This is a genomic window from Nocardia wallacei (assembly GCF_029868745.1).
Lineage (GTDB): Bacteria > Actinomycetota > Actinomycetes > Mycobacteriales > Mycobacteriaceae > Nocardia > Nocardia wallacei_B.
Genome location: NZ_JARWOP010000048.1, coordinates 1 through 16,127, shown reverse-complemented (window position 1 = coordinate 16,127; position 16,127 = coordinate 1). Strand labels below are relative to the sequence as shown.

Annotated in this window: 16 protein-coding genes; 8 read left to right on the top strand and 8 right to left on the bottom strand. The window is 69.4% G+C overall.

Translation table 11 applies throughout. The features are described 5' to 3' along the window. The first annotated feature begins 184 nt into the window (after nt 1–184). From QH470_RS02470 to QH470_RS02455, 4 genes are all read left to right on the top strand, one after another. Nucleotides 185–1,351, top strand: coding sequence for a radical SAM protein (locus tag QH470_RS02470; RefSeq protein WP_280270594.1), 1,167 nt, complete (start codon nt 185–187; stop codon nt 1,349–1,351). After that, nucleotides 1,348–1,971 (top strand): 3'-5' exonuclease, encoded by a 624-nt coding sequence (locus QH470_RS02465; RefSeq protein ID WP_280270593.1) that lies wholly within the window; start codon nt 1,348–1,350, stop codon nt 1,969–1,971. Before QH470_RS02470 ends, QH470_RS02465 begins: the two co-directional genes overlap by 4 nt. Then, a complete protein-coding gene (locus tag QH470_RS02460; RefSeq protein WP_280270592.1) occupies nt 1,968–2,615 on the top strand; it encodes an AAA family ATPase in 648 nt (215 codons plus the stop codon). Before QH470_RS02465 ends, QH470_RS02460 begins: the two co-directional genes overlap by 4 nt. 342 nt (nt 2,616–2,957) lie before the next feature. After that, nucleotides 2,958–3,182 carry a hypothetical protein gene (locus QH470_RS02455; RefSeq protein ID WP_280270591.1) on the top strand — a complete coding sequence of 75 codons (225 nt, stop codon included), beginning with the start codon at nt 2,958–2,960 and terminating at the stop codon, nt 3,180–3,182. Nucleotides 3,183–3,259: 77 nt separating this feature from the next. Here the strand turns inward: QH470_RS02455 and QH470_RS02450 are convergent, their stop codons facing one another. The 7 genes from QH470_RS02450 to QH470_RS02420 form a co-directional block, all read right to left on the bottom strand. After that, on the bottom strand, nt 3,260–4,069 hold the full coding sequence (locus QH470_RS02450; protein WP_280270590.1) for an NAD(P)-dependent oxidoreductase: 810 nt from the start codon (nt 4,067–4,069) through the stop codon (nt 3,260–3,262). Nucleotides 4,070–4,134: 65 nt separating this feature from the next. Continuing rightward, nucleotides 4,135–4,953 carry an NAD(P)-dependent oxidoreductase gene (locus QH470_RS02445; RefSeq protein ID WP_280270589.1) on the bottom strand — a complete coding sequence of 273 codons (819 nt, stop codon included), beginning with the start codon at nt 4,951–4,953 and terminating at the stop codon, nt 4,135–4,137. Next, a complete protein-coding gene (locus QH470_RS02440; RefSeq protein ID WP_280270588.1) occupies nt 4,953–5,468 on the bottom strand; it encodes a DoxX family protein in 516 nt (171 codons plus the stop codon). The genes QH470_RS02445 and QH470_RS02440 overlap by 1 nt, the downstream gene beginning before the upstream one ends. Nucleotides 5,469–5,473: 5 nt before the next feature. Then, nucleotides 5,474–6,436 carry an alpha/beta hydrolase gene (locus QH470_RS02435; protein WP_280270587.1) on the bottom strand — a complete coding sequence of 321 codons (963 nt, stop codon included), beginning with the start codon at nt 6,434–6,436 and terminating at the stop codon, nt 5,474–5,476. Between the two features lie 25 nt (nt 6,437–6,461). Continuing rightward, complete coding sequence (locus QH470_RS02430; protein WP_280270596.1) at nt 6,462–8,096, bottom strand: thiolase C-terminal domain-containing protein; 1,635 nt, start codon at nt 8,094–8,096, stop codon at nt 6,462–6,464. 136 nt (nt 8,097–8,232) lie between these two features. Next, a complete protein-coding gene (locus QH470_RS02425) occupies nt 8,233–8,427 on the bottom strand; it encodes a ferredoxin (RefSeq protein ID WP_187688258.1) in 195 nt (64 codons plus the stop codon). Between the two features lie 40 nt (nt 8,428–8,467). After that, nucleotides 8,468–9,175, bottom strand: a complete 708-nt coding sequence (locus QH470_RS02420) for an SDR family NAD(P)-dependent oxidoreductase (RefSeq protein ID WP_280270586.1) — start codon at nt 9,173–9,175, stop codon at nt 8,468–8,470. 294 nt (nt 9,176–9,469) lie between these two features. Between QH470_RS02420 and QH470_RS02415 the strand changes: the two genes are divergently transcribed. From QH470_RS02415 to QH470_RS02400, 4 genes are read left to right on the top strand one after another with little or no spacing between them, the layout of a single operon-like run. After that, nucleotides 9,470–10,936: an aldehyde dehydrogenase family protein gene (locus QH470_RS02415; protein WP_280270585.1), complete on the top strand. Its 1,467-nt coding sequence runs from the start codon at nt 9,470–9,472 to the stop codon at nt 10,934–10,936. Next, nucleotides 10,933–12,141 carry a CaiB/BaiF CoA transferase family protein gene (locus QH470_RS02410; protein ID WP_280270584.1) on the top strand — a complete coding sequence of 403 codons (1,209 nt, stop codon included), beginning with the start codon at nt 10,933–10,935 and terminating at the stop codon, nt 12,139–12,141. The genes QH470_RS02415 and QH470_RS02410 overlap by 4 nt, the downstream gene beginning before the upstream one ends. A 20-nt stretch (nt 12,142–12,161) precedes the next feature. Next, nucleotides 12,162–13,337, top strand: coding sequence for a Zn-ribbon domain-containing OB-fold protein (locus QH470_RS02405; protein ID WP_280270583.1), 1,176 nt, complete (start codon nt 12,162–12,164; stop codon nt 13,335–13,337). Nucleotides 13,338–13,347: 10 nt separating this feature from the next. Beyond that, entirely contained in the window at nt 13,348–14,505 is a 1,158-nt protein-coding gene (locus QH470_RS02400) for a thiolase C-terminal domain-containing protein (protein WP_280270582.1), read from the top strand. 70 nt (nt 14,506–14,575) lie between these two features. Here the strand turns inward: QH470_RS02400 and QH470_RS02395 are convergent, their stop codons facing one another. Then, nucleotides 14,576–16,009: a FadD3 family acyl-CoA ligase gene (locus tag QH470_RS02395; RefSeq protein ID WP_425302581.1), complete on the bottom strand. Its 1,434-nt coding sequence runs from the start codon at nt 16,007–16,009 to the stop codon at nt 14,576–14,578. Between the last annotated feature and the right edge of the window lie 118 nt (nt 16,010–16,127).

The following is a 16,127-nucleotide window of genomic DNA, read 5'->3' as shown; positions in this document are numbered from 1 at the left end:
CCGTCCTCGCCGCGCGGGTCCCTCGCCGGCCCCCTGATCAGGGGCTCCAATCTCACCCATTACCCGGGGGTGGCAAGTCGGCTTTCGGTCGACTTGCCACCTTTCCTGCCTGATGGGTGGGCCGTTTTGCTCGATGTGGGCACCGCGGATCCGGTGGCCCGGAATCGAGTGGGAGGCGCGAGCCATGACGATAACGACCCGCTACGGCGTTCCGCTGCTGGCTGCTGAGCAGCAGGTGGGGATGCGGTCTGAGTTGCTGGACGTGATCGAGTACCGCAAGTCCGGTTTGAGTCTGAACTGGATCGTCGGGTGTCCGCTGGATTGCGGTTACTGCGTGCGGCACTTGTTCGACAACTTCGCCATGAAGGTCCCGCGTGCGGTGATGGACGACGAGGAGGCCGCCGGCCTGCTGACCGGGCATCGATACTTCCGGCCGCACGTCACTCCGATTCAGTTGCTGAATCGGGCTACCGATCCGATGTTGCCGAGGGTCAAGCAACACACGCTCAACATGTTGAGGCTGCTGGATGCGCGCGGGTTGACCAACCACGTTCTCGTGATCACCCGGTGGCGGATCGAACCCGAGGACTGCGTGGTGTTGAACTCGATCGAGAATCTGAAAGTCACTGTGCTGGTGACATATTCGGGCATCGATGACCCGCGGATCGAGCCGGTGGACTCGGCGATCGCGGCGCGGTCGCTGGTGACGGCGTTCGAGCAGGCGGACCGGTATCGAGTGGTGCTGTACTGGCGGCCGATCGTGCCGGGCCTCAATGATTCGGATGAGCATCTATGCCGCGCGCTCGCCCTGAGCCAGCACGCACACGCGACGGTGTTCACCGGGTTGTTCTTCAAAGACCAGATCCGCGACTACTACCGCGCGAATGGCCTGCCGGAACCCTATCCGGAAGGGGCGCGGCGCAAGGTGTTCCCCGAGGCGCTGGAACGGCGGATTCTCGATGCCGCCGATAGGAATCGACCCGGTTCCCCGTTGTTTCGTAAGACCAGTTGCGCGGTCGCCTACGCGCACGGCGTCGCAGACTACAACGGCCATTACGGCATCCGGGAACTGTGCGACATCTGCCCGGCCGCGCAGCTGCGCCGGTGCGCACAGGCGTGGCAACTGCCGGAGCAACGGCATGTCGCCGAAGAAACCGCGGTGTTGGGCGGCACCCTCGTACGGATCAACGACCGCGCTGTCGCGGTGTCGGGGTTGGATGAACAGCGCCGCTACTTCTTGCAGCACGGTCTCGGTTACCAGGTGCACGACATCGACAAACCCCACCATGACCATCGACACGGCCGCGCCGATCTCGGCTGGCCTACAACGAGGGAGAACACGCCGCAATGACGAACCCACTTCCGTTTCCGACCGCCTTGCGTGATCGGCAGTTGGCCGTGGTCGATGTGGAGGGTAACGGGCAGCATCCGCCCGAGATCATCGAAATCGCGGTGCTGTTGGTGGACGGGCCGACGACGCCGGATGCGTTGCGGTCGTGGCTGATTCAGCCGCAGCGTCCCGTGGCGCCGATCGTGACTCGCAAGGTCCACGGGATCACGAACGCTGATCTCGCCGAATGTCCACGGTGGCAAGAGATCTCCGAGGAGATCGATGAGGCACTGTGCGGGCGGGTGCTGATAGCCCACAACGCGACAGTCGAGCGGAAGGTCCTCACCGCGCATCTGCCCAACTGGAATCCGCCGCTGATCCTCGACACGCTGCGTCTGGCGAAATCGGTGTGGCAGGGTCTGCCCTCCTATGCCTTGGACAAGCTCATCGACCGCGGCCAACTCGATACCACAGCGGTAGCCGACCAGGGCTACCACCGCGCTGGTCATGACACCTGGGCGGCCTGGCAACTGCTGTGCGCACTGATCACCGACGGCGATCTGGACTGGCCGGCTCTGGTGTCGGCGGCAGGTCTGTCCGACTTCTTGCCCACACCCGAACCAGAAGGGGGATTGTGGTGAGCAGCAACGATCAACCGGTCACCGTCGCGGTGGTCGGCACGCATTCCACCGGCAAGAGCACCTTCCTCGCCCGGCTGGCCCACGAACTGCGCCGGAGCGGTCTGCAAGTCGCCACGGTCGCGGACCTGGGCGAGCAAGCCCAGCGGTTGGGTATGCCGATCCTGTGGAACCACACCTGGACCTCGACGTTATGGATCGTGACCAGAGGCATCAGCAATGAACTCGAAGCATGGCTACACGGGGATGTCGTGCTGGTCGACCGCGCCGTCCCCGACGCGCTGGGCTACTACCGGGCCGCCCTCGCGTACCGCGGCGAGGCGGCCGACCGGGCGGGATGGGCGTATCTGGAGACTCTGGCCCGTGACCACGGCCACCGCTACAACCTGATCTTCCGTACCCAGCTCGACCCCGATATCCCGTTGGGTACCAACAAGACCCGCGATGCCAATCACCAGTTCCGGAAACTCGCCGACCGCCACGTCGGCGAGGTACTGGCGGAGCTGGCGCTACCGTGGCTGCCTCTCGCCGCTGACGGGCACGACGCAGCGCTGACTCTGGCCGTCGGCTTCGTTGCGAAGGTGATGAAAACGCAAGCAGCACAATCAGACCCACAGCACCATATATCCAGCCGGGGAAATGGATGAAACCATGATCGTGACGCCGCCGCAGATCTGCGACTACGCCGATATCGCGTTGGCACACGAGCAGATGCGGCTACATCTTTCCTGCCGGGTCGATCGCTGTGTATGGAAAACAGCGGCCTACCACACGCTTGTGGAGGCAGGGCGACTCGCGCCACAGACATTGGCCCCGCGGGAGCGCGCCGCCGCACGAGGACTGCCGTTTCCGCCATTGGATTGCGAATCACCCACGGGCGCCGGGCCGACGCGGCAAACGTTGCGTGAGGTGTTGGACAGACTCTCCGAGCTGGCGCTACCTACGTCGAGCGCAGATAGCGATGGCAAACGATGAGCCTCGGAAGGGGCGTGAGCAGTTCCCGAACCTATCTGACTTCGAAAGGTATTGTGGTGGACCCCGATCCGGAATCGGCGCGAGTGCGAGTGCTCATCAAGCGGGCCACACGAGCGGGCTACGGGCTGGTGCGCGGTTCCGGCTCGCCATACGCCTGGATTCTGCTCGACATCGACGACGGCGAATCGATCCATTCGGCCGCGACATTGGACGACGTCGAGAGCTGGTTGAATTCCTGAGTACTTTTCCAATTCTTTCGATGATGGATGAGGTGGGCTGTGCTGCTCGTGCTGGATGAGCGGCTGGTTCGCGGTTCTTATGTCTGGTCTGTTGTGCGCAGCCCGATGGTGATGGCGGCGTTCAGGATTCCCAAATCCGCGCCGAGTTCGGCGGCGAGGGTGCGGGCTACTGCGATGTCTTTGCCGAGGAATTCGCCGACTGTGGTGCGGAAGGTGTGGACTGCGCCCTTGGCGGCGATGCTTGCCAGGGCGCGGCCGCTGCTGCTGGCGTGTGGCAGGGCGTCGAGCAAAGTCGATTCGTCGAGTCCGAGCTGGTTGCCGAGGCGTATGGCGTCGGCGACGAGGCCGATTTGGGCGGCGAACAGGGTGTTGTTGACCAGTTTGACGCGCTGGCCGGAGCCTAGTGGGCCGACGTGCAGCACGGGATCGGCGTAGGCGGACAACACTTCTCGGGCGCGATGCACTGCCGCGTCGGTCCCGCCCGCGAAGACGGTGAGTTGTCCCGCCGCGATATTGTGCGGGCCGCCGCTCACCGGTGCGTCCACCACCTCGAGGCCGTGCGGTCGTGCCGCGTCGGCGATGGCGGCCACGGTATCCGGGCTGCCGGTGGTGTGCACGACGAGCACCGCGCCGTGCGGCAGGGCGGACAGCACCGGGCCGTCCAGACACACCTCGCGCACCTGCTCGTCGCTGAATACGCAGACCACGAACACGTCCGCGCCCTCGGCGGCCGCGGCGACGGTTTCGACCGGCTCGGCGCCGAGTTCGCCCAGCGCCGAACGGCTCTCGGCCGACCGGCCCACCGCCCGCACCGTATGCCCGGCCCCCGCCAGCCGCTCGATCATGGGGCGGCCCATGCGCCCGGCCCCCGCGAACCCGATCAGCACCGCGACCCCTGCGGCGAATATGGCCCGCCGCAGCGGGGGTGGCGGTAAGGCATCGCGAATTCCCTTCAGCGCGTGCGGTGCATGAGGGCCAGGGTGGCGTCGGCGGCGTCGAGGACGGTTCCCGGCGGCACGCCCGCGGCGTCGGCCAGATCGGCGACCAGGCCGACGTCCTTGCGGAGCAGATCTCCGGCGTGTGCGGCGAGCCGGTCGAGGTTGCCGCCGGCGGAGACGACGCGGCCCAGGGCGAAGCTGTTCGCGGTGCCGTGCGTGATCACCTCGCCGAGGCGGTCGGAGCTGATGCCCAGTGACTCGGCCAGCCGCAGGGTGCTCTCGGCGGTCGCCAGATTCGCGGTGAACAGCAGGTTGTTGAGCAGCTTGGTGGTCTGCCCGGCCCCGACCTCGCCGAGGTGCACGATCGGGTTCGCGTAGGTCTCGAACACCGGCCGACTGCGTTCGACCGCCTCGGCGTCCCCGCCGATCATCACCAGCAGCGTCCCCGCCTCGGCCGCCATACCGCCGCCGCTGACCGGTGCGTCGATGAGCGAGACACCCTGTGCGGCAGCGACTTTCGCCAGCTCGCGGCAGGTCTCGGGATGCACAGTGGAGTGCACGGCGACGATCGATCCCGCGGCGATCCCGGCCAGCACGCCGTTCGCGCCGGTGAGCACCTCCCGCACATCGTCGTCGCCGACCACGCACAGGCACACCAGGTCACTCCGCGCGGCGAGCGCGGCGGGGGAGTCGGCCGTGGTGGCCGGGGTGTCGGCGAAGGGTTCCAGCGACGCCGCGCGCCGCGCCCACAGCGTGGTGGGGTGCCCGCTCTCGGCGATGCGGCGCGCCATCGGCCCGCCCTGACTGCCCAATCCGATGAATCCGACTCGCATCAGCGCACCTCGTCCTTCGTAGTCGCGGGGGCGGGGCGGTAGAACACGGCGAGCAGCCCGGCCGTCGCCAGCACGCCCAGGATCAGCGCGATACCGCCACCGGCCCACCCGGTGATCTCGATGCCCGCGGCATGGTCCACCGACAGCCATCCCGGCCCCAGCAGACCGAGCGCCACCGCGACGACCGCCAGCACCAGCACGTACTCGTAACCCTCGTTCATCACGAAGAATCCGTTGCGCCGGTGCGCCAGCAGAGCGGCGACCAGCATCACGGACACGATCGCCGCCGCGGCGAACGGGGTGAGCAGACCGAGCACCAGCAGCGCACCGGCCGCCACCTCGGTGAGCACACTCAGCCACGCCTGGAGCACGCCGTTGCGCAGCCCGAGCGAGGCGAACCAGCGACCCGTGCCCGCGATCTTGCCGCCGCCGATCCAGTGATTGACGCCGTGCGCGATCATCGTGCCGCCCACGACCAGTCGCAGCAGCAACAGCGCTACATCGCCGACCTCCATGTGCCTCACCTCCCTGGCGGCGTCTGGGCGCCGCCGTCGAATTGTCGTGTGGGACCGGAGAACTCACCGGTCGCGGCGGCCACCACGCACTCCTCGACGAAGGAGAGCAGCTTCAGGTGGTACGCCGCCGCCGTGTACCCCAGGCTGATGTTGTGCCCGGTGTTCGGCTGTAGATTGACTACCACCCGCGGCGCCGCGTGGAACAGTGCCGCGATCCCGGCGAGTTCCTCGGGATCGTTGCGCCACACCGTCTCGTGGTCACCCGCGGTCCAGCGCACCGGAATTCGCACCAGGCCGGCCAGCCGGGGGAGTTCGCGGTCGGGCCAATCGGTGATGGCCGCGGCCTCCAGTTTCGGGCCGGGCACGCCGATGGCCGCGCCGCCCACCAGGTCCGGCGGATACAGCCGGTCGGGATGCCACAGCAGCGCGCCGAGTCCCGGCGGCCGGGCGCCGGGCGGCCGCGGGCTCCAGAGTATGCGCTGGGCCTCCGGATGATGCCGCCGCCCGCTGCCCGCCAGCTCGACACCGAGCAGCGCGCGGCCGCGGTGGTCCTCGGCCGACATCCGCAGGGCGAGTTCGCATCCGGCCGAGTGCGCCAGCAGGAATATGCCCGCGCCACGGGGCCGGTCGCCGAGGTGGGCCTCGATACCGCCGTGCATCAGGCCGACGCGGCGCTCCGGCCGGGTCAGCCGGTCCGCGAACGGACCCGAACTCCCGTAGCCGGGTCGGTCCAGGGCCAGCACCGTGTATCCCAGTCGCCGGGCGGTGCGCAGCAGCGAGAGTTCGGGATGTCCCGGGCAGTCGAAGTACGCGGAGGTGGTGGCGCCCCCGTGCAGTGCGACCAGAACCGCGCGCGGCGACGGCGCTTCGGCCAGCAATCCCGACACCGGGATGCCGTCGACGTCGGCGACCACCGCTTCGGGTGCGCCGTCGTCGGAGGGCAGCAGGTCGGTCTGGGTGAGAGTCATCGCGCGCCGCTCGCGTTCCCGGCGTTCAGGATTGCGTCCGCAGCAGGATCGCGCCGCCGGGCGTGAGCCCGCCGCTGGACACGACCGCGACCCGGGCGCCGTCGACCTGTCGCGGGCCCGCGCTGCCGCGCAACTGCACCACCGCCTCGTGCAGCAGGCCCATGCCGTGCGTGCGGCCGTGCGAGAGCTGGCCGCCGTGCGTGTTGACCGGGATGGTGCCGTCGCGGGCGATGGCCTTGCCGCCGTCGAGGAAGTCCTTGGCCTCGCCGATGCCGCAGAAACCGAGCGCCTCGATCCAGGACAGGCAGTTGAAGGTGAAGCCGTCGTAGAGTTCGGCGACGTCGACGTCGGCGGGGCGCAGCGTGGTCCGGCTCCACAGGTGCGCGGCGGGCCCGAGGACCTGCGGCTCGTGGGTCAGTGTGCTCTGATCCCACTCGATGCGCTCGACGATTTGGGTGCCCACGGCCTCCACCAGCACCGGCGGCACCGCGAGATCCTGCGCGGCGTCCTTCGCCGAGACGATCACCGCGATGGCGCCGTCGCAGGGCACGTCGCAGTCGTAGAGACCGAACGGGGTGGTGATGGTCCGGGCGGTGAGGTAGTCGTCCATGGTGAGCGGATCCCGGTACACCGCAGTGGGTTCCAGCTCGGCGTTGGCGCGCTGGTTCAGCGCGATCCAGCCGAGCGTCTCGCGGGTGGTGCCGTAGCGATGGAAGTGCCGCTGCGCGTTCTGCGCCAGGGTGTGCGCGGCGGAGGTGGCGCCGAAGGGCATCATCCAGCTGGTGGTGCGCCCGCCGGAGGGCTTGATCCGGCCGGTCTTCATCAGCTCGTTGAACGTCGCCTCCCACAGCGTGCGGAAGCACAGCACGTGCCGCGCCAGCCCGGCCGCCACCGCCGTCATCGCGGCGATCACCGAGCCGCCCGGACCGAAGGTCTCGATGCCGCCGTTGTGCCAGGTGGGCCGCAGCCCGAGGGCGGCCTCGAGGGCGGTGATGCCGCCCTCGCCGAACCCGCCCAGATTGCCGCCGCCCGGATAGGAGGCGAGGCCGTCGATGTCGTCGAGGGTCAGCCCGGCGTCGGCGACGGCACGCTCGCACGCCTCCACGGTCAGTTCCAGCGGCGGCACCATCAGTCGTCGGCCCAGCCGGGACATGCCGATCCCGGTGAGCGCCACCTTGTCCTCGAACTTGTCCTGGCGGATCATCGGCCGCACGTGCTCGGCGAACCGGGCGGGGTCGATCTCGTCCACCGGCAGCGCGTCGGGCGTGGGCTGCTCGGCGGCGGGCCGGAACAGCGGCAGCCAGACGTCGTCGTCCTGCCGGAACACCACCTCCAGCCGCATCCCGAGCGCCAGCTCGTCGGGGTTGGCGTCGATGATGTTGGTGGTCAAGCGAACTCGCGGATCCTCCACCAGCGCGACCTGCGCCACCACGTAGGGCGCGGGGAGTCCGGGCACCGAGAACCGGTGATTCACCGTGAAACTCGACAGCACGGCCGCGCCGGACACCTCCCGCACGCCCAGGTCGTGCCCGCGGCAGTACCGGCACAGCGGCTGCGGCGGATGGATCAGCGCCGCGCAGGACCGGCACTCCTGGATCCGCAGCGTGCCGTCGGCGCCCGCGGTCCAGAAGAATTCGGTGTCCGGGGTGAGCAGGGGCAGTGGCCGCCCGGACGGCTCGGCCCGTGATGCAGGTGTCTGCTCGGCCACAGCGCCTCCTCGTGATGTCGCAGCCGACGCCGCGGCCGGGACGGAGCGCCGCCGCGGCCGTGGTCGCCGGATACTGTGTGGTGTCCGGTTATTCGGCGATCGAGATCGCGCGCTCGGGGCACGAGTGCACGGCCTCGCGCACCTGCTCGCGCTGGTCGTCGGGGACCGATTCGTCGACCGGGGACGAATGGCCGTCGATCTCGCTCAGTTCGAACGACTTCGGGGCGATCATCGCGCACAGCGTGTGCCCTTGGCAGCGTTCCTGATCGACATGGACCTTCACGACGTACTTCCTCTCGGATGTGACAGCGGTGGTGGCGGGCTCAGGTGTTGCGCCCGCCGTTGACGCCGATGATCTGGCCGGTGATGTAGCCGGCCTCCTCGGAGATGAGGAACGCGCAGGCCGCCGCGATATCGGCGGGCGTGCCGACGCGCCGGACCGGCGTGCGCTGGATGTGGTCCTCGACCGAGCCGCCGAGCCGGCGCGCCTCTTCGGAGCGGCGCAGCATCGGGGTGTCGATGAACCCGGGCGGGACGGCGTTCACCGTGATGCCCGACGGCCCGAGTTCCAGCGCCAGCGCCTTGGTGAGGCCGTTGACCGCCGACTTGGCCGACACGTAGTGCGACATGAACGGCTGGCCGGAGTGCGTGCTGGAGGAGGAGATGTTGACGATGCGCCCCCAGCTCGCCGCCAACATGTCCGGCAGCACCGCCTGCACGCAGTGGAAGACGCCGTGGAGGTTGACGTCGATCACGCGCTGCCACTCGGGGAAGGAGATGTTCTGGAACCGCTTGAATCCGTCCACGCCCGCCGCGTTCACCAGCACGGTCACCGGACCGAGTTTGGCGCGGATGTCGGTCAGTGCCGCGGCGATCTCCTCGGGGTCGGTGACGTCGGCCCGGAAGGCGAAATCGTCGTCGGTGGACGGATTCAGATCCAATGCGGCGACGTGGAATCCGTCGCTGCGCAACCGCTGTGCGATGCCGAGGCCGATGCCCGAGGCACCGCCGGTGACCACTGCCGTCTTCACGCGCGCCCCTTCCCGGTGATCCGGATACGCGCCGGGCGACTCGGCGCCCCCGTCACGAGAGTGCGTGTAGTCTCGAGCACAAGAATCTCCCTTCCAAGTATGAGAACCGTACTCTCGTCGCGTTTGAGTCCGCAAGGGTCGCGCGCCGGGGCGCTCGGCCGCCCCGGCATTCGCGCCGGTCCCGAGAATTCGAGCAGCGCACCGGATTGTGGCGAGTTGTTACGGCCCTGGCCTACGAATGTTACATTCTCTGATATCGAGAATGAAGTTTCCACAGATCGGCGAGGAGACGGGATGTCAACGCAGGAACAGGCGGTAGCGGTCACGCGGCGGCTGCTGATCGATGGGCAGCTGGTCGAGACCGGCCGCACGCTCGCCTCGCTCGATCCCGCGACGGGCGCGGTGTACGGACACGCGCCGGAGGCGGGGGTGGCCGAGGTGGACGCGGCGGTCGCCGCGGCGCGGCGGGCCTTCGACACCACCGACTGGCCGACGAACCCGCAGTTCCGGGCGCACTGCCTGAACCAGCTGTACCAGGCCCTGCGCGACAACGTGGAGGAACTGCGGGAGCTGACGATCGCGGAGGTCGGCGCCACCCGCATGCTCACGCACGGCAATCAGCTCGAGACGCCGTTCGAGATCGTGCGCTACTACGCCGGATTGCTGGCGGACTACCCGTGGACCGAGGATCTCGGCGACGTCGAGGTCCGCGGCCAGCAGCACCACCGCTGGGTGGAGAAGGAGGCGGCCGGCGTCGTGGCCGCCATCGCCGCCTACAACTATCCGCATCAGCTCGCGCTGGCCAAGCTCGCGCCGTCGCTGGCGGCCGGGTGCACCGTGGTGCTCAAGGGCGCGCCCGACACCCCGCTGGCCACCCTGGCGCTGGGCGAGATCATCGCGAACCACACCGACATTCCCGCCGGCGTGGTGAACGTCCTGTCGGGCTCCGACATCGAGGTCGGCAAGCGGATGACCACGCACCCGGACGTCGACGTCGTCACCTTCACCGGCTCCACCCCCGTGGGCAGGCAGATCATGGCCGCCGCCAGCGCGACGCTGAAGAAGGTGTTCCTGGAGCTGGGCGGCAAATCGGCGATGATCCTGCTCGACGACGCCGACTACACCAAGGCCGCGCAGTTCGCGGCGTTCAGCATCGCCAGCCACGCGGGACAGGGCTGCGCGCTGACCACTCGGGTCCTGGTGCCGCGGCAGGACCACGACAAGGTGGCCGAACTGATCGCCGCCACCCTCGGCTACGTGACCTACGGCGATCCCAGCGATCCGAAAACCTATATGGGCCCGCTGATCAGCGAACGCCAGCGCGACAAGGTCGACGGCCTGGTGCAGCGCGCGGTCGCCGCGGGCGCCACCCTCGTCACCGGCGGGGAGAAGGTCGACCCGGGCTACTTCTACAAGCCCACCCTGCTGTCGAACGTCGACCCGGACAGCGAGATCGCGCAGGAGGAGGTGTTCGGGCCGGTGCTCGCACTGATCTCCTACACCGACGACGACGATGCCGTGCGGATCGCCAACAACTCCATCTACGGACTGTCGGGCGCGGTGTTCGGCGCCGACGCCGACCGCGCCAAGGCGGTGGCCCGGCGCATCCGCACCGGCACGATGAGTGTCAACGGCGGCAACTACTTCCACCCCGACGCCCCCTTCGGCGGCTACAAGCAGTCGGGCATCGGGCGCGAGATGGGCCGGCTCGGGCTGGAGGAATTCCTGGAGCACAAGACGCTGGCGGAGGTGGTGTCGTGAGCAAACCGCTGGAGGGCATCCGGGTGCTCGAGGTCGCGATGTACGGTTTCGTCCCGTCCGCGGGCGCCGTGCTGTCGGACTGGGGCGCGGATGTGATCAAGGTCGAGCACGCCGTCACCGGCGACCCGCAGCGCGGGCTGCGCCAGGTGGGCGCGTTCAAGATCGAGGGCGACCCGAATCCCAATGTGGAGCATGCCAATCGGGGCAAGCGCAGCATCGGCGTGGACATGTCGGTGGCCGAGGGCCGCGAGGTGATCTACGACCTGGCGCGGCGCGCGGATGTGTTCCTCACCAGTTTCCTGCCGCAGGCCCGCGCCAAGTTCGGCATCGACGTGGACGACATCCGCACGGTGAACCCGGGCATCATCTACGCCCGCGGCAGCGCGCTGGGTCCGCGCGGCCTCGAATCCGATCGCGGCGGGTACGACATGACCGCGTTCTGGTGTCGCGGCGGCGTCGCGGCCACGGTCACCCCGCCGGGCACCGAGGGCATGATCTCGCCGCCCGGACCGGCGTTCGGCGACACCATCTCCGGCACCAATCTCGCGGGCGGCATCGCGGCCGCGCTGGTGAAGCGGGAACGGACGGGGGAACCCTCGATCGTCGACGTGTCGCTGCTCGGCAGCGGCCTGTGGTCGATCGGCCACACGGTCGCGCTGTCGGCGTATCAGGACAAGCCGATGGTGGCGCCGGTGCCCGGCACGCACGGTGCGCCCACCAACCCGCTGTCGGGGCTGTACGCCACCGCCGACGACCGGTACCTGTCGTTCGTGATGCTGCAACCGGCCAAGTTCTGGGCCGACGTGTGCCGCCACATCGATCGGTCGGAGCTCGCCGACGACCCGCGCTTCGCCGACGCCGCGAAGATCGCCGAGCACACCGCCGACGCGGTGCAGATTCTGCGCGAGGTGATCGGGAAGCGGACGCTGGCCGAGTGGACCGAGCGCTTCGCCACCCTCGCCGGACCGTGGGCGCCGGTGCAGGATTCGCAGCAGGTGACCGCCGACGCGCAGATCCGCGCGAACGAATATCTGCTCGACGCGGGCCAGATGGAACTGGTCTCCAGTCCGGTGCAGTTCGACGTGCACGCGCCGGAGCTGCGGCCCGGGCCCGAGTTCGCGGCCCAGACCGAGGAGGTGCTGCTCGAACTCGGGCTGGACTGGGACCGCATCATCGCCCTGAAGGCCGCCGGCGCGGTCGCCTAGGACGGGTGAAGGAGGCACCGATGCCCTACATCGCGTCGATGGGGACGTACCTGCCCTGCTGGGGCAGCCGGGACAGCCGCGTGACCGGCGACGACGAGGACGCCGTGACGCTGGCGGTCGAGGCCGGGCGGGCGGCGCTGGCGGGCGGGGTACCGGTGGAACGCGTGGTGCTGGTCAGCCGGGACCTGCCGCTGGTGGACAGCAGCAATGCGGCGGTGCTGCTGGCCGGTCTGGGGCTGGATCCGGAGCTGGAGGTGATCGAGCGGCTGGGCGGCGCCCCGGCGACGCTGGACGCGCTGAGTTCGGCGCGTCCGCGCACGCTCGTCATCGGTGTCGACGCGGAGCCCGCGGGCGCCGCGGCGGCCTGGGTGTCCGAGCGGGAGGGCCTGCAGGTCCGGATCGCCTCCCGGGTCGCGCGCAGCCTGCCCGCCCGGACGCGCAATGCGGTCGGCACGGTCCATGATTACGGCGATCCGCGGCTGCTGCGCGAGCGCGGGCTGGTGGCGTCGCTGTCGGCGGCGTGGCTCGACACTCCCGTGGCGGTCGCGGGGGTCGACCACAAACAGGCTGCGGCGCAAAGCCTTACGCCGCCTCGGCTGCCCACGCTGGGCGCCAGCTCGGGGCTGTTCGCGCTGGCCTGGATGGGTGAGCGGGGCGAGGCCGGGTTGCTGGTGGGGGTGGAGCAGGCCAACCTGTCCGGGGTCACGGTGGTCGCCGGGCCGACCGCGGTGCGGCGTAGCGAACCGGTCGCGCGGGCGTTGCCCGCGGGCGAGTACATCCCCGGCGGGGATCTGCCGATCTCGCTGGCCGCCTACGAGCGGGCGTTCGAGGCCAAGGTGCGCTGGGAGGCCGGACGGCACGGCGACGGTGGGGAATTGGATTTCCCGCCGCGCTACCGGCTCGGTCCCGACGGCACGCTGAGCACCGACTACACGCTGGTGCCGTTGCCGCGCACCGGCACCGTCTACGCGGAGACGACCGTGCGTATCCCCGTGCCCGGTTCGCGCAGCCCGTATTCGCTGGTCCTGGTGGAACTCGACGACGTGGGTGTGCGGGCGCTGGCCAAGGTGACCGGCGCCGATCCCGGGAGCGTCGGCATCGGCGCCCGCGGCCGCATGGTGCTGCGCCGGGTGGCGGTGCGCTCCGGCGTGCCGGACTACGGCTACGCCTTCGAACCGGCGGGAGAGTCGAAATGAGGGAGTCGGCATGCGCAAGGTAGCCATCGTCGGTGCGGGGATGACGCCGTTCGCCGAGCACTTCGCGCTCGGGATCAAGGACCTGCTGCCGATGGCCTTCGCGGAATGCGCGGCCACCGTCGACAAGGGCCTGCGGCCGGGCGACCTGCAGGCCGCTTGGTTCGGGGCCATGGGCACCACCGACGGCCCGCCCTCGGGTGTGCTCGCCGACGCGCTGAGCCTGCCCGAGCTGCCGGTCACCCATATCGAGAACTCCTGTGCCACAGGCAATGACGCGGTGCGCAACGCGCTGTTCGCGATCGCCTCCGGCGCGGTGGACGTGGTGCTGGTGATCGGCGCGGACAAGCTGCGCGAGACCGCCCAGAAGGACCTGCTCGGCGAGTGGGGCATGCTGATGCGGGACACCGCCTGGGACTATCAGCTGGGCCTGTTCGGGCCCGCCGGTTTCGCGCTGCACGTCAACCGCTACCTCTACGAATCGCCCGCGACCCGAGAGCATCTGGCGATGGTGGCGGTGAAGAACCATCGACACGGGGCGCGAAATCCCAAGGCGCGCTTGCGTTTCGAGATCACCATGGAGCAGGCGTTGCAGGCGCCGATCGTGGCGGACCCGCTCGGCGTCTACGACTGCGTCCCGCAGAGCGACGGCGCGGCCGCCCTGGTGCTGGCCGCCGAGGACGTGGTGGACCGCTACACCGACCGCCCGGTGTGGGTGCGCGGCGTGGGGCTGGGCCTGGATTCGGTGATGCACCAGCACAAGCGGGACATGACCACCTTCCCGGCGACGGTCCGGGCGGCCCGTGCGGCATTCACCATGGCGGGCCTGCGCCCCTCCGACATCGACGTCGCCGAGGTCCACGACTTCTTCACCGGCATCGAGCTGATCAGCTACGAGGACCTGGGTTTCGCCGACCGTTTCGAGGCACACAAACTCCTGGACGCGGGCGTCACCACCATCGGCGGCAGCCTCCCCGTCAATCCGAGCGGCGGCCTGAAATCCAAGGGCCACCCGCCGGGCGCAACAGGCGTAGCCCAATGCGTGGAACTGTTCGAACAATTGCGCGGCACCGCGGCCAACCAGGTCGACGGCGCGCGTATCGGCTTGGCGCACAACCTCGGTGGCCCGACCGCGGTGTCCGCGGTGACCATCTTGGAGGGGCCGCGCTGAAGGCGCCCGAGGCGGCATAGGAATTCCTATGCCGCCTCGGGCGGTGACACAACACGGGTGGGTGGCGTGTTTACTCCTGGAGCTGGTCCTTCATTACCTTGCCGGTGGCGTTGAGGGGGAGTTCGTCGAGGAAGCGGATGGAGCGGGGGACCTTGTAGCCGGCCATGCGGTCGCGGCTCCATGTGATCAGGTCGGCTTCGGTGAGGGTGCCGCGTTTCACTACGAAGGCGCGGCCGACCTGGCCGAGCCGGTCGTCCGGGACGCCGATGACGGCGGCCTGGACCACCGCGGGGTGTTCCAGCAGGAAGCCCTCGATTTCGGCGGGGTAGGCGTTGAATCCGCCGACGATGAACATGTCCTTCTTGCGGCCGGTGATGATCAACCGGCCCTCCGGGTCGAGCCGTCCCAGATCGCCGGTGTGCAGCCAGCCTTCGGCATCGATCGCGTCGGCGGTGGCCTTCGGATCGTCCAGGTAGCCCTGCATCACGCTGTACCCGCGGACGAGGACCTCGCCGTCCTCGGCGATGCCCACGTCCACGCCGTCGCAGGGTTGTCCGGCGGTGGTGGCGATCTGCTCGAAGGTGTCGCCGGGCCGCGAGGCGGTGGCGGTTCCGGCCTCGGTGAGCCCGTAGCCGGTCATGATCGACCGGAACGGCAGCTCCTCGCGGACGCGGCGGATCAGCTCGACCGGGATATCGGCCGCGCCCGTGACCGCCGCCCGCAGCGAGGACAGGTCGTACTCGCCCCGGGCCGCCAACAGCGAGTGGTAGAGCGTGGGCGGGCCGGGGAGCATCGTGATCCGTTCGCGCGCAATCATTTCCAGCACGCGGTCCACCTCGAACACCGGGACCGGCAGCATCGTCGCGCCGCGGATCAGCGACGAGATCAGGCCCGCCTTGTAACCGAAGGTGTGGAAGTACGGGTTGACCATGAGGTACCGGTCGCCCTCGCGCAGATCGGCCAGATCGCACCACTCGGCGTAGAGGCGCAGCGTCTGCAGGTGATTCATCATCACGCCCTTGGGCCGCCCGGTGGTGCCCGAGGTGTAGACGATGTCGGCGATATCGGTGCCCGCGATCTCCGCCTCGAAAGGCGTTCCGCCGCTGAGGAATCCGGACTTCAGATCGATGACCGGCACCGCGGCGGTGTACTCGGCGCCGAGGAAGCCCTGCTGCACCAGCACCAGCTTCGCGCCGCTGCGGGTGATGATGTCACCGGCCTCCTCGGCCTTGAGCCGCGTGTTCACCGGTACCAGCACCCCGCCCGCGGTGAGTACGCCGAACGCCGCGACGATCCACTCCGCCGAATTGGGCGCCCAGACCGCGACCCGATCGCCCTTGCCGACGCCCGCCGCGGCGAACGCGCCGGCGGCCCGGCGCACCCGATCGGCGAGTTCGCGGAAACTCCAACGGATCTCACCGTCGACGGCCCCGGGAGCGGGGCGGCCGGGGGGGGGGGGGGGGAGGGCCCGAAGCCGGGGTGGGGGGGGGCGCCCTTTATAAATCCCCCCCCCGGGCGCGCCCCGGGCCCGGCGCCCGACGGCCCAGGGCGCGAGGTAGATCGAGTTCTCCACGGTCTGCCGGTAGGCGGGCCGCGGTTTCCACGGCGAGCAGTAGGCGTAC